General features: G+C 30.4%; 16 protein-coding genes. 11 read left to right on the plus strand and 5 right to left on the minus strand.

The window, feature by feature from the left end:
- Positions 1–11: 11 nt before the first annotated feature.
- The 5 genes from L1S33_RS02450 to L1S33_RS02470 are packed head-to-tail and all read left to right on the plus strand — an operon-like array spanning position 12 to position 3,755.
- Complete coding sequence (locus tag L1S33_RS02450) at positions 12–812, plus strand: hypothetical protein (protein WP_240561091.1); 801 nt, start codon at positions 12–14, stop codon at positions 810–812.
- Between the two features lie 4 nt (positions 813–816).
- On the plus strand, positions 817–1,803 hold the full coding sequence (locus tag L1S33_RS02455) for a glycosyltransferase family 4 protein (protein WP_240561092.1): 987 nt from the start codon (positions 817–819) through the stop codon (positions 1,801–1,803).
- 4 nt (positions 1,804–1,807) lie between these two features.
- Complete coding sequence (locus L1S33_RS02460; RefSeq protein WP_240561093.1) at positions 1,808–2,815, plus strand: DUF3089 domain-containing protein; 1,008 nt, start codon at positions 1,808–1,810, stop codon at positions 2,813–2,815.
- A 4-nt stretch (positions 2,816–2,819) separates the two neighbouring features.
- Positions 2,820–3,221, plus strand: a complete 402-nt coding sequence (locus L1S33_RS02465; RefSeq protein ID WP_240551142.1) for an ACT domain-containing protein — start codon at positions 2,820–2,822, stop codon at positions 3,219–3,221.
- Between the two features lie 57 nt (positions 3,222–3,278).
- Positions 3,279–3,755, plus strand: a complete 477-nt coding sequence (locus L1S33_RS02470) for a DUF4252 domain-containing protein (RefSeq protein ID WP_240561094.1) — start codon at positions 3,279–3,281, stop codon at positions 3,753–3,755.
- A 33-nt stretch (positions 3,756–3,788) separates the two neighbouring features.
- Here the strand turns inward: L1S33_RS02470 and L1S33_RS02475 are convergent, their stop codons facing one another.
- Positions 3,789–4,136: an arsenate reductase family protein gene (locus tag L1S33_RS02475; RefSeq protein ID WP_240551140.1), complete on the minus strand. Its 348-nt coding sequence runs from the start codon at positions 4,134–4,136 to the stop codon at positions 3,789–3,791.
- A gap of 39 nt (positions 4,137–4,175) precedes the next feature.
- On the opposite strand from L1S33_RS02475, the gene L1S33_RS02480 reads away from it, so the two are divergent.
- The 3 genes from L1S33_RS02480 to L1S33_RS02490 all read left to right on the plus strand — a co-directional run bounded on the left by L1S33_RS02480 (position 4,176) and on the right by L1S33_RS02490 (position 6,571).
- Complete coding sequence (locus tag L1S33_RS02480) at positions 4,176–4,631, plus strand: DinB family protein (protein ID WP_240561095.1); 456 nt, start codon at positions 4,176–4,178, stop codon at positions 4,629–4,631.
- A gap of 150 nt (positions 4,632–4,781) precedes the next feature.
- Positions 4,782–5,930, plus strand: coding sequence for a cystathionine gamma-synthase (locus L1S33_RS02485; protein ID WP_240561096.1), 1,149 nt, complete (start codon positions 4,782–4,784; stop codon positions 5,928–5,930).
- 101 nt (positions 5,931–6,031) lie between these two features.
- Positions 6,032–6,571, plus strand: coding sequence for a hypothetical protein (locus L1S33_RS02490; protein ID WP_240561097.1), 540 nt, complete (start codon positions 6,032–6,034; stop codon positions 6,569–6,571).
- A gap of 65 nt (positions 6,572–6,636) precedes the next feature.
- Here L1S33_RS02490 and L1S33_RS02495 read toward each other — a convergent pair whose 3' ends face one another.
- Together L1S33_RS02495 and fbp are read right to left on the minus strand one after the other, a co-directional pair.
- Positions 6,637–7,245 carry a superoxide dismutase gene (locus L1S33_RS02495; RefSeq protein ID WP_240551137.1) on the minus strand — a complete coding sequence of 203 codons (609 nt, stop codon included), beginning with the start codon at positions 7,243–7,245 and terminating at the stop codon, positions 6,637–6,639.
- Positions 7,246–7,356: 111 nt separating this feature from the next.
- Positions 7,357–8,367: a class 1 fructose-bisphosphatase gene (gene fbp, locus L1S33_RS02500; protein ID WP_240551136.1), complete on the minus strand. Its 1,011-nt coding sequence runs from the start codon at positions 8,365–8,367 to the stop codon at positions 7,357–7,359.
- A 173-nt stretch (positions 8,368–8,540) separates the two neighbouring features.
- Here fbp and L1S33_RS02505 point away from each other — a divergent pair, with 173 nt between their 5' ends.
- From L1S33_RS02505 to L1S33_RS02515, 3 genes are read left to right on the plus strand one after another with little or no spacing between them, the layout of a single operon-like run.
- Complete coding sequence (locus tag L1S33_RS02505; protein ID WP_240551135.1) at positions 8,541–9,023, plus strand: GNAT family N-acetyltransferase; 483 nt, start codon at positions 8,541–8,543, stop codon at positions 9,021–9,023.
- On the plus strand, positions 9,010–10,254 hold the full coding sequence (locus L1S33_RS02510) for an aspartate kinase (RefSeq protein WP_240561098.1): 1,245 nt from the start codon (positions 9,010–9,012) through the stop codon (positions 10,252–10,254). The genes L1S33_RS02505 and L1S33_RS02510 overlap by 14 nt, the downstream gene beginning before the upstream one ends.
- Positions 10,255–10,305: 51 nt before the next feature.
- Positions 10,306–12,114, plus strand: coding sequence for a GNAT family N-acyltransferase (locus L1S33_RS02515; protein WP_240561099.1), 1,809 nt, complete (start codon positions 10,306–10,308; stop codon positions 12,112–12,114).
- A 69-nt stretch (positions 12,115–12,183) separates the two neighbouring features.
- Here L1S33_RS02515 and L1S33_RS02520 read toward each other — a convergent pair whose 3' ends face one another.
- Both L1S33_RS02520 and atpD read right to left on the minus strand, forming a co-directional pair.
- On the minus strand, positions 12,184–12,477 hold the full coding sequence (locus L1S33_RS02520) for a F0F1 ATP synthase subunit epsilon (protein ID WP_072556233.1): 294 nt from the start codon (positions 12,475–12,477) through the stop codon (positions 12,184–12,186).
- 79 nt (positions 12,478–12,556) lie between these two features.
- Entirely contained in the window at positions 12,557–14,068 is a 1,512-nt protein-coding gene (gene atpD / locus L1S33_RS02525; RefSeq protein ID WP_240561100.1) for a F0F1 ATP synthase subunit beta, read from the minus strand.
- Positions 14,069–14,080: the final 12 nt, after the last annotated feature.

The following is a 14,080-nucleotide window of genomic DNA, read 5'->3' on the forward strand; positions in this document are numbered from 1 at the left end:
ACTTACAACTTATGCACAAAAAATTAGCAGCAGATTTAACTAGTTTAGCACATAGCATTTTACAACTAAAAAATAAAGAAGATGTACTTGTTCTTAAAGAGAAGGCTCATGAAATTTATGAAAAATTAGCTGTATTAGCTTATGTAGAAGAATATATTAATACAACACCAAATGCTACCGTTACTAAAGAAGAGTTAATTAATAAAATTGAAAAAGCTTCTATGGTAATAAATGAACCTCTAAAAGAAATAGAAATACCAAAAGTTATACATGCTCTGGAAGAAGAAGAAATTATTGGTGAAGTTGAAGAAGAAGAATCACAAATGACAGATGCTGCAGATGATTTTGCTGATGCTGTTATTGGCGATATTGAAAAAGACAAAGAAGATACATACTTAGAACAACCTTTTGAAGAATTAGAAAAATTATTTAATACAAATAATAGTTTTAAAGATGATGCAAAAGATGTTGGTGGAATTTCAAAAATACCAACTTTAGAAGAAGAACTACAAGACACCGTTTCTGTAGATGATGTTGTTAATTTATTTGAAAAAGCAGAAAAAAAGACTTTGAATGATCAACTTTTTGGTGATATACAAATTGGTTTAAATGATAGAATAGCTTTTGTAAAACACCTTTTTGATAATAATCAAGGAGATTTTAACCGTGTAGTTTCTCAACTTAACACATTAAAAACAAACAAAGAAGCTAAAAAGTTTATCAATAAAATGGTGAAACCAGATTATAATTGGACTGGTAAAGAAGAGTATGAAGCTCGTTTAATAGAAATAATAGAACGTAGATTTTCGTAAGTAAATGAACTCTGAACCAATTTTAATTCAAACTCATTTTCATAAACGAAGAACCGGAGTTACAAGAAGTATTGAAAACGTGTTACCTTTTCTTGAAGCAAAAACAGCAACTTATGTTTATGGTTACGGAATTGAAGGCAACAAAATTTCTCGTAAAAAATTAAAATCAATTTTATTTTCTGATAAAAAAACAGTGGTTCATTGTCATCGAAATAATGAAATTTTACGCATGCTTTATTTTCGTGTTTTAGGCGCCAAATTTACGCTTGTTTCTACGCGTCATGCAGAATCTAAACCTTCTGGTCTTACAAAATATTTACTTAAAAAGTCTGACAAAGTTATTACACTTATTAAAAGCATGAGTGATAATTTGGGGATTAAAAATACCATTGTTGGTCATGGAGTAAACATAAATAACTTTGTACCAAATCCTAATTCAACCTTAAAAAACATATCACAAGAAAATATTATTTTATGTGCAGGTAGAGTTAGAAAAGCAAAAGGTCAAATTGTATTATTAGAAGCTTCAAAGGTTTTAAAAAACCATGAAAATTGGGCGTTAATTATTGTTGGTAAAGTAGACAAACCTGCTTTTTTAGAAGAATTAAAAGCAATTGCTAATAAACATCAAATAGAAAATCAGGTTCATTTTGTAGATGAAACTTCAGCAATTACTTCTTATTATCAAGCAGCAAAAATAGCTGTAATTCCAAGTTATTCAGAAGGATTTTCTTTAGTTACCGCAGAAGCTATGTCTTGCGAATGTAATGTTATTGCAACAAAAAATGTTGGTGTACATTCTAGTTTAATTTCAAATGGTAAAAATGGTTATTTATTTGAAGCTGGCAATATTAATGAATTAGAAAATCTTTTATCTAAAGCAATAAATAATGAAATTCCACATTTAGGAAAACAAGCTCGAGAAGAAATAATAGCAAACTGGAGCGCCAAAAAAGAAGCCGATAACTTAATGGCTGTATATAATTCTTAAGATTATGAAAAACTTGTTTTTAGTAGCTTTTATTCTGCTTTTTTTAAGTTGTAAATCAACTTACCAAACGCAAACTTTTCAACCAAAAAACACACCATCTTCCCCAGATTATAAACAAGAAGCTAGTTGGGCAGTTTTACCAACAAATTACAACGAAGAGTTAAAGAAGTATTCACCAGATCAAACAGCTATAAATGCTTTAAAAGCAGATGTTTTTTACATTTATCCAACGTTAAATACAGACAAGAAAGATATTCGTTGGAATGTTCCTATCAACGATAAAGAGCAACAAGAAAAGGTTTTAAATACAGCTGTAAAATACCAAGCTTCACCTTTTGCAACTTCAGGAAAAATATACGTTCCCTATTACAGACAAGCACATGTTCGTTCTTATACGTTATTAAACGAAGGAGGAAAAGAAGCACTAGAAATTGCCTATTCAGATGTAAAAAATGCCTTTAAAACTTATTTAGAAAAATACAATAACGGAAGACCAATAATTATTGCAAGTCACAGTCAAGGTACAACACATTCTCGCAGATTATTAAAAGATTTTTTTGATGAAAAACCATTGCAAAAACAATTAATTGCTGCATATTTAGTTGGAATGGGCGTAAAATCAAACGAATTCAAGTCAATAAAACCAATGTATAATCCGGCTGAAACTGGTGGTTTTGTATCTTGGAATACCTACAAAAAAGGTAAATTTCCTAAAAACAAAGATTGGTACAAAGGCAGCGTAACCACAAATCCTATTACTTGGAATAACGCAAAAACCACCACTTTAGAACAACACAAAGGATTTTTATATACAAATGATAAATTATATGAAAACGCCCTTACAATTGAAATAACTGACGGCTTAGTTTGGAGTTCAAACCCAAAGTTTCCGATGCGTTTTTTTATGTCTTTTATGAAAAATTATCACGCAGGCGATATCAATTTATTTTGGGAAGATATTAAGCAAAATATAGAATTAAGAACAAGCCTTTGGCTTTCAAATAAAAAATAAAAAGATGTCTGGAGAAACAAATTTAACCAAGTTAATACAAGAAATGACACCAATACTACAAAGCGGAGAATATGTTTTTGTTACTTTAAAAGATGTCAGCTGTATTAAACGAGAGGATACAATTTGTGAATTTAAAGAAAGTGAAGGAACAACCGTAATAATTAATCGTGTAAAGGCAGATGCATTAAAACTTAGTTATCAATTTGTATCATCTTGGATTACCTTAGAAATTCACTCATCATTAGATGCTGTTGGTTTAACTGGTGTTTTTTCTACCGAACTAGCTAAGCATAATATTAGTTGTAATGTTGTAGCAGGTTATTATCACGATCATATATTTGTAGCAAAAAAAGATGCTGATAAAACTATTAATGTTTTAAAAAACCTATCGAAAAATTACAATTAAAACTTATCTCAGTAACAAAACTCTTGGTTTATCGTCTCTATATTAAAACCAAGTATTATGAAACAATTTTTAACTACCGTATTTTGCTTATTCATTTTAAGCATTTCAGCACAAGAAAAAAATTTTAAAGAATTTTATAAAGCACATAAAAAAGAAGCTAACCTTTCTTTAAATGTTCCTGGCTTTATTGCAAGTTTTTTTATTGACGACCAAGATGACAAAGCCTTAGATGATTTATTAGACAAAGCAAACAATTACAAAGTATTAGTTTTCGACAACAATTCTTCAAGTGTACAAAAGGATTTTAAAAAATTTGTAAAACGTAACAAATTAAAAACCATTGTACGCATAAAAGATAAAGGAGATAGAATTAGCATTCACTTTAGAGAAGAAAAAAACCGAATTAAAGAAATTATAGTAAATGTCTTTAGTAAAAATAAAGACGCAGTTATGGTTGGTTTAAAAACAAACCTAACAAAAGAAGAATTAAATACAATTATTAGTAAAACCGATATTAAATTAGCTTCAAAATAAAACTAAAAAGCCTCACAATTTGTGAGGCTTTTTTTATCCGATTCTTTCTTTCAATGCTTCAACAACCTTTTTACTATTTCCAATAAAAATTTCATTTTCAACAATAAAAACAGGGCGTTTTAAAAAAGTATACTCATCTAAAATAAACTGACGATAATCTTTTTCTAGCAAGGTTTGGCTCTTCAAATCCATAGCTTTATACATTTTTGCACGCTTGTTAAACAAACTTTCATAACTATCCGTAAGTTTTCGCATTTCTTCTAATTGCGCAACATTTACAGGATTTGCTTTAATTTCTTGCTTCTCAAAACCTTCAATATTTACTTCTTTTAAAATACGTCTGCACGTATCGCAAGTTTGTAAAAAATAGACTTTCTTCATTTTTTAAGATTATATTTACATTTCAAAATTACAATAAAAATGACAACTCAATTTAATATTCTTAAAAAATCAAGAGAACTAATCTTAAAAGCAATAGACGGTTTAACGTTAGAACAATTGCATAAAATTCCAGACGGATTTAAAAATAACATTGCCTGGAACGTTGCCCATTTAGTGGTTACACAGCAATTATTGCATTACAAATTGTCTGGTTTAAATTGTTTGTGTCCAGAAGAATTAATAGAAACTCATAGAAAAGGAACAACACCTACAACAACTTTTACACAAGAAGAATTTGATGAAGTTTTAGAACTTTTTTCGGGTTTACCAGAAACTTTACAAGAAGATTACGAGGCTGGTATTTTCGAAAATTATAATGAATACCCAACAAGCACAGGTTTTGTTATAGATTCAATAGAAAACGCAATTCCTTTTAACAATTACCACGAAGGTATACACTACGGAACAATTTTGGGTTTAAAAAAGTTGGTGTAATTTAAGAAGCTATTTCCCGCTTTCCGCACTCGCTTTTATTGGTTTATCAACCAAAAAAGAGCTCAAACAAATGCTACAATCGGGGCTAAGCATATTTAGAAAGTAAGTGCAAATTTTGTGTTTTATTCAATTTAAAACAACCTATTCAGTATGAAATTCAATACAAAAACAATTCATGGAGGTCAAAGACCAGAAAAGTTAACAGGCGCAATTGTACCGCCAATATTTCAAACGTCAACCTTTGCACAAACAAGCCTTGAGGAAAATCAAGAATATAATTACTCAAGAGGTTCTAATCCAACAAGAACTGCCTTAGAAGACAGTTTGGCTTCACTTGAAAACGGAACGCATGGTTTTGCTTTTTCATCAGGTTTAGCAGCAATAGACTGTGTTTTAAGAATATTAAAACCAGGTGATGAAGTTATTGCAGGAAACGATTTGTATGGAGGAACTTACAGAATGTTTACCAAGTTATTCGAAAAATACGGATTAGAATTTTCTTATGTTAACATGAATTCTGCAAAAAACGTATCAGAAGCAATAACAGAAAAAACCAAGTTAATTTGGTTAGAAACACCAACAAATCCATTAATGAAAATTGCCGATATTAAAGCAATTTCATCTGCTGTAAAAAAAGTTAATCCATCTATTTTAATTGGAGTAGATAACACTTTTGCAACACCTTATTTACAACAACCTTTAAATTTAGGAGCAGATATTGTTATGCATTCAGTAACAAAATATTTAGGCGGACACTCCGATGTTTTAATGGGCGCTTTAATTGTAAAGGAAGCAAAACTTGCCGAAGAATTACACTTTATTCAATTTGCAGCAGGTGCAATTGCTGGTCCAATGGATTCTTTTTTAGCACTTCGTGGAATAAAAACATTACATCTTAGAATGCAGCGTCATTGCGAAAACGCCAAAAGTGTGGCTACTTTATTAAAAAATCATCCAAAAGCTGGAGTAGTTTATTATCCGGGTCTAGAAGATCATCCAAATTACGAAGTAGCAAAAAAACAAATGAAAGATTTTGGTGGCGTGGTTTCCTTCAGCTTAAAAGATGAAAGTAAAGAGGCTACATTTAAATTTCTGAAAAATCTAAAGTATTTTACATTAGCAGAATCTTTAGGTGGTGTAGAAAGTATGGTTAATCATTCTGCAACCATGTCTCATGCATCTATGTCAAAAGCAGCACGTTTAAAAACAGGAATAACTGACTCATTAATTCGATTAAGTGTAGGTATAGAAGATGTAGATGATTTATTGGCTGATTTAGAAAACGCATTATCTAAATAACTGAATTTCAGGTAATAATTATTAGAATACGGCAAATGCCGTATTTTTTTTGCGCTCATTTCAAACTAATTTTGGAGTATTAATTCTAAACTAATTTTATTATGAAAACAAAAATTCTACTTACCTTATTATTAGTACCTTTTATTGCTTTTGCACAAATTAAAGGTAAAAAATCGAAAAGTCCTTACAAAACATCTAAAGGAACTGAGTTTAAAGTTGGCGATATTATTCAACTTAAAAAAGCAAGTAATAACAATAAGTTTGCCTACGTTTATGTAAAAAAATCTGGGTTGTCTTTAGGTAATATTACAAAAGCGGTAAAATCTGTAAGAGATGTAAAAAACATGAATGTTAATAGTGTTCAGAATATTTCTAATACTTTAGACAACGTAAATAATTTAGCAAATAGCGAATTGGTAAATTCTGCAATGAACCAATTAATGGGACAAGCTGTTAGCGCTAGTTATGTAGAAGAAAATGCATTACCAGCAGCTATGGAAGGCTCTAAATTTAAAATAAAGCAGTTTAAAGTGTATACAGATAAAGATACTGGAGATCAAATTGTACACGCAATAGCAAAAGGAGGTGGTAAAAATGTGGCTATTCTTTTAGATTTTGCAGAAAAAATGAATGAACTTTAAATAAATTCAACAAATAAAAAAACCCGCAAAATTGCGGGTTTTTTCTATATATAATTTTTTTGAAACTATTTAGCTTCTGCATATCTACGCTCAACTTCGTTCCAGTTAATAACGTTAAAAAACGCGTTAATATAATCTGGTCTTCTGTTTTGGTAGTTTAAATAATAAGCATGTTCCCAAACGTCTAATCCTAAAATTGGAGTTCCTTCACAAGTTACTCCAGGCATTAATGGATTATCTTGATTTGGAGTAGAACAAACTTCTACTTTTCCTCCAGGAAGTACACATAACCAAGCCCAACCTGAACCAAATTGAGTTGCTGCAGCTTTAGAAAAAGCATCTTTAAAAGCATCTACATCACCAAAAGCTGATTCAATAGCATCTTTTAATTCTCCAGATAAACGCCCTTTTCCTTCTGGATTCATTACTGACCAAAATAAAGAGTGATTGTAAAAACCACCTCCGTTATTTCTTACTCCACCATTACTCATGTCTAAATTAGCAAGAATATCTTCAATAGATTTTCCTTCTAAATCTGTACCGGCAATAGCAGCATTTAATTTTGTTGTGTATCCGTTGTGATGTTTTGTATGGTGAATTTCCATAGTTCTTGCATCTATATTTGGTTCTAACGCATCATAAGCGTAACCCAATTCTGGTAATTTAAAAGCCATAATTTTATATTTTAATGTGTAATATTAATAATTGTTCTACAAATTTAACCATAAAAAAATGGTTTTACAAGTAGTTAATGTTTTGATAATCTATAATATAATAGAGAGGATTTATTCTCCAAACTCTCTCATAAATTCCTCAGCTTTCTCAACCATATTTTTGCTTCCGCATATAAAAGGAACTCTTTGGTGCAATTCAGTTGGTTCTACATCCATTGTTCTTGTGTAACCATCAGATGATTTTCCATTGGCTTGTTCAGCAATAAATGCAATTGGATTACATTCATATAACAAACGTAATTTACCATTTGGATTTCTTGATCCTTTTGGATATAAATAGATACCACCTTTAATCATATTTCTATGAAAATCAGAAACTAAAGAACCAATATATCTACTTGTATAAGGTCTTTCGCCTTCTTCTTCTTGGCAATATTTTATGTATTTTTTCATCCCTAAAGGAAAGTCTAAATAATTTCCTTCGTTTACAGAATAAATATTTCCATCTTCTGGAAACTCCATTTTTGGATGCGATAAGTAAAAAGAACCAATTGCTGGATTTAGAGTGAAGCCATTTACACCATCTCCAGTTGTATATACAAGCATTGTTGAGGTTCCATAAACCACATAACCAGCAGCAATTTGCTCACTTCCTTTTTGTAAAAAATCTTCTAATTGAACAGGTGTTCCTGTTGGCGTAACACGTCTATATATTGAGAAAATGGTTCCTACTGAAACGTTAACATCTATATTTGAAGAACCATCTAATGGATCTATTAAAACAACATATTTGTTTTGATGGTTTTCATCAATACTATTAATACTTATAAAACTATCTTCTTCTTCACTAGCAATACCACAAACAATATTTCTTCTTGTTAAAGTTTGAATGAATTTATCGTTTGCGTAAACATCAAGTTTTTGCTGATCTTCTCCTTGTATATTTGTATCTCCAGCAGCGCCAATAATATCAACTAAACCGGCTTTATTAACTTCATAATTTACCACTTTAGCAGCCAATCTAATAGAGTTTAATAAGCTAGAAAGCTCACCAGAACTGTATTTAAAAGAGTGCTGATTTTCAATAATAAATTCACCTAAAGTCTGTTTTTTTACTGCCATTTTAAGATATATTTTTACGCATGCTTACAAAGATGCTACTTTTTTTAACAATTACAATGTTTTCAGAATAAAAATGAAGCTATAAATTCTAAACAATTTTATTAAAATCGTTATAATTTAACATCTATTTTAAGATGAAATCAAATCAACTATCTTTGAAAAAAAATAATGAAATGAGTTTTAAAATTAGAAGCGGACAACCTAAAGACATGCAATCTGTATTAGATTTAATAACAGAATTAGCTGTATTTGAAAAGGAGCCTAATGCGGTTGAAGTTACGGTTGATGATTTACTTCGTGATGGTTTTTCTGAAAACCCTAAATTTAAAACTTTTGTTGCAGAAGAAAATAATGTAATTATTGGAATGGCCCTTTTTTACGAACGTTATTCTACATGGAAAGGTGTTTCTATTCATTTAGAAGATCTTATGGTTACACAAAGTAAAAGAGGTATTGGAGCTGGTAAAGCTTTATACACCGCAGTTTTAAATTACGCACATAAAAACAATTGCAAAAGAGTTGCTTGGGAAGTTTTAGATTGGAATACAAATGCAATTAAATTTTACGAAAACTCAGGTGCAAAAATTTTAAAAGGTTGGTCTGTTGTTCATATGACAGAAGGAAATTTAGATACATATATAAATGAGAATATTTAAGTTTGGTGGTGCATCTGTAAAAGATGCCGATAGTGTAAAAAACGTAGCTCATGTTTTGCAACAAGAAGGCACAAAAAACACGTTAGTTGTTATTTCTGCTATGGGAAAAATGACAAATGCTTTTGAAAACATAGCGAATTCTTTTTACCACAAGGAAGTTGTTTTAAAAGAAAATCTTGATTTTGTAATCGAATTTCATAAAGCAATTATTAACGATTTATTTGAAGAAAAACATCAAATAAACAATGAAATAGCCCTGCTTTTTGTTGAATTAAGTGGTTTTATGGCTACAAACAAAAATTCTAATTATAATTTTGTTTACGATCAAATTGTAAGTTTTGGTGAGCTACTTTCAACTAAAATTGTTAGTGCTTATTTAACTGAAATCAATTTATTAAATAATTGGATTGATGTAAGAGATTTAATTAAAACTGACGCTACTTATAGAGATGCTAAAGTAAATTGGGAACTTACAGAAGAAAATATTCAACATAAAATAAAAGCAAACACCTTGTACATAACCCAAGGTTTTTTAGGAGGAAATAGCAATAACACAACTACACTTGGTAGAGAAGGTTCAGATTATACAGCAGGTATTTTTGCCTATTGTTTAAACGCAGAAAGTGTAACTATTTGGAAAGATGTTGATGGCGTTTTAAATGCAGATCCACGCGTTTTTAAAGAAACACAATTGTTAAACCAAATTTCTTATACAGAAGCTATTGAAATGGCATTTTATGGAGCTTCGGTAATTCATCCCAAAACTTTACAACCTCTAGAAAAAAAGGAAATTCCGCTATATGTTCGTTCATTTATCAATTTAAAAAATAAAGGAACAAAAGTTAGTAAAGGTGTAAATTTAATGCCGCTTACACCTTGTTTTGTAGTTAAAAATGATCAGATTTTAGTTTCAATATCTGCTAACGATTTCTCGTTTATGGTTGAAAATAATATTAGTTATATCTTTAAAAAACTACATGAACATAGATTAAAAGTTAACTTAATTCAAAACTCCGCTATAAGTTTTTCTGTTTGTATTGAAGACAAGTTTTCTAATTTCGATTCTTTCTATAATGAATTAAAAAACGCATTTAAAATTACATTTCATTCAGAAGTTACTTTATATACCATTCGCCATTTTAATGAAAAGTCAGTAAAGAACATTGAAAAAAATGGTAAAGTCCTTTTAAAACAGATAAATAAAGAAACCACTCAAGTAGTAATAAAATAAGTAGTGTAATCTAATTTTTCATATATTTGTGGTTGCGCCAAATTTAAATTAATGGGATTAGTTACATCAAAGGAAATTGCACAAGTAATAGGATTAGAAAAATGGGGGTTTCTAGGTACTTTTATTGGTTGGCTTTTAATGAAAGTTACTCGTATTTCTGCTGTTAACAGACTATATGACAATAACAAAGATAAATCTGACTTAGATTTTTTAAATGGTATTTTAAATGATGCTCAAATAGAATTTGAAATTCCAGAAGACGATTTAAAAAGAATACCTAAAGATGGTGCTTTTATTACAATATCTAACCATCCGTTAGGAGGAATTGATGGTGTTTTATTATTAAAACTATTGGTTGAAAAAAGAGCTGATTATAAAATAATTGCTAATTTTTTATTACACAGAGCTGAGCCTTTAAAGCCTTATATAATGCCTGTAAATCCTTTTGAAAACAGAAAGGATGCAAAATCTAGTATTGCCGGAATTAAAAATTCACTACTACATTTACGTGAAGGAAAACCTTTAGGTATTTTTCCAGCTGGTGAGGTTTCCACCTATAAAGATGGTGAATTAAAAGTTGATAAACCTTGGGAACAAGGTGCTGTACGTTTAATAAAAAAAGCGAAAGTTCCTGTAATTCCAATTTACTTTCATGCTAAAAACAGTAAGCTTTTTTATATACTTTCTAATATTAGTGATACGTTAAGATCTGCTAAATTACCTTCTGAAGTAATGACACAAAAAAGACGTGTTGTTAAGGTTAGAATAGGGAAACCTATTTCTGTGAAAGATCAAGATACGTATCCAGATATTCCTTCTTTTTATGAATTTATCAGGAAGAAAACCTACATGTTGGCAAATCCTTTTCAGAAAACGCCAGTTAAAATTTTATCTTCTCAGAACTTGAAAATTCCGAAGAAAGCTAAGAAAATTACAGCACAAAGAAGTCCAGAATTATTTCAAAAAGAAATTGACCAACTTAGAGATGATGGAAATCGTTTATTAGCCAGTAAAAACTACGAAGTGTTTTTTGCAAATGCTAAAGAAATTCCAAACTTATTGCATGAAATTGGTAGAACAAGAGAAATTACTTTTAGAGATGTTGGAGAAGGAACAAATAAGCCGTTAGATTTAGATAAATATGACAAGTATTATTATCACTTAATTTTATGGGATAGTAATAAAAATTCATTAGTTGGTGCTTATAGAATGGGTCTTGGTAAAGATATTTTTAAAAAGCATGGAATAAATGGTTTTTACGTGCATTCTTTATTTAGAATTGAGCCAGAATTATATTCTATGATGGAAAACACTATAGAATTAGGTAGAGCATATATAGTAAAGGAATACCAGCAAAAACCGATGCCACTGTTTTTATTATGGAAAGGAATTGTACATGTTACGCTTCGTTATCCTAAATATAAATATTTAATGGGTGGAGTTAGTATTAGTAATCAGTTTTCAGAATTTTCGAAATCTTTAATGATTGAATTTATGAAATCTCATTATTATGATCCGTATGTTGCACAATATATTCATCCAAAGAAAGAATTTAAAGTTCAATTAAAGGACGGTGATAAAGATTTTGTTTTTGATGCTACAAAAGCAGATATGCAAAAGTTTGATAAGATTATTGATGAGATTGAACCTGGAGCATTGCGTATACCTGTTTTAATAAAAAAGTACGTAAAACAGAACGCTCGTTTAGTAGCTTTTAACGTAGATCCAAAATTTAATAATGCAATTGATGGTTTAATGTATATTAAAGTTGCAGACATACCCGAAAGTACTGTTAAACCAGTTATGGAAGAGTTTCAAGCTGAATTAGAACGCAAAGCACAAGAAGAACTAAATAAATAAATATTTTTTATTTAAAAACAAAAAAGCCAAACTTTAAAAGTTTGGCTTTTTTTATGGGTTTTAACGAACTTAATCCGCTAATACAATTACTTTATTATCTTTCAATTCTAAAGTTCCAGATTTAATGCTTAAAGTTAATACTTTATCATCGTCTATATGTGGAACAAATTGACCACTTAAGTCATTTAGGACTAAATGCTCTTGTGTATGAACATGAATCTTAACCATTCCTTCCTTTAAAATAGAAACAACTGGTGCGTGATTATTCATCATTTGAAAATCACCATTAATTCCAGGTACTGTTACAGAATCAATCTCTGATGAAAATAAAATAGCCTCTGGCGTTACAATTTCTAAAAACATATCTCTTTTAGTTTTCAGTTCGCAGTTTACAGTTTACAGTCTCACTGAGAACTGAATACTGAATACTGCTTACTAGTTTTTAAGCTTCTGCCAACATTTTTTCTCCTGCGTCAATTGCATCTTGAATTGAACCACGTAAGTTAAATGCTGCTTCAGGGTATTTATCTAATTCACCGTCCATTATCATGTTGAATCCTTTTATAGTGTCTTTAATATCTACTAAAACACCAGGAATTCCTGTAAATTGTTCAGCTACGTGAAATGGTTGAGATAAGAAACGTTGTACACGTCTTGCTCTGTGAACTACTAATTTATCTTCTTCAGATAATTCTTCCATACCTAAAATGGCAATAATATCTTGTAATTCTTTATAACGTTGTAATAATTCTTTTACAGCTGTTGCTGTATTATAGTGCTCATCACCTAAAATTTCTGCAGATAAAATTCTTGAAGTAGAATCTAATGGATCTACCGCAGGATAAATACCTAACTCTGCAATTTTACGAGATAATACTGTTGTTGCATCTAAGTGAGCAAACGTTGTTGCTGGTGCTGGATCTGTTAAATCATCTGCAGGTACATAAACCGCTTGTACAGATGTAATAGAACCTTTTTTAGTTGAAGTAATACGCTCTTGCATTGCTCCCATTTCTGTTGCTAATGTTGGTTGGTAACCTACCGCAGAAGGCATACGACCTAATAATGCAGAAACTTCTGAACCTGCTTGTGTAAAACGGAAAATGTTATCTACGAAGAAAAGTACATCTTTTCCTTGTGCTTCTCCAGCTCCATCACGGAAATACTCTGCTATAGTTAAACCAGATAATGCAACACGTGCACGTGCTCCAGGTGGCTCATTCATTTGTCCAAAAACGAAAGTAGCTTTTGAATCTCTCATTCCAGGTTTATCAACTTTAGATAAATCCCATCCGCCTTCTTCCATAGAATGCATAAAGTCATCACCATATTTAATAATTCCTGATTCTAACATTTCTCTAAGTAAATCATTTCCTTCACGAGTTCTTTCTCCAACTCCTGCAAATACAGATAAACCTCCGTGTCCTTTTGCAATATTGTTAATTAACTCTTGAATTAATACTGTTTTACCAACTCCTGCTCCACCAAATAAACCAATTTTACCTCCTTTTGCATAAGGCTCAATTAAATCGATTACTTTAATTCCAGTAAATAAAACTTCTGTAGAAACAGATAAATCTTCAAATTTAGGTGCTAAACGGTGAATTGGTAAACCTGCTTCACCTTTTTTAGGTAAATCTCCTAAACCATCAATAGCCTCTCCAGTTACATTAAATAAACGACCGTATATATCATTTCCTATTGGCATTTGAATTGGGCTACCTGTAGCCAAAACTTCTTGACCTCTTTGTAAACCATCTGTAGCATCCATAGATATAGTTCTTACTGTATCTTCACCTACGTGTTGTTGTACTTCAAGAACTAATATAGATCCGTCTGTTTTTTTAATTTCCAATGAATCATAAATCTTTGGTAACTCAGCGTTTTGAGTGTTGAATTCAACATCGATAACTGGGCCAATAATTTGAGAAACTTTACCTGTTATTGTAGACATTACTTTATGTAA

It is taken from the genome of Tenacibaculum aquimarinum, assembly GCF_022478115.1.
Classification (GTDB): Bacteria; Bacteroidota; Bacteroidia; order Flavobacteriales; family Flavobacteriaceae; genus Polaribacter; species Polaribacter aquimarinum_A.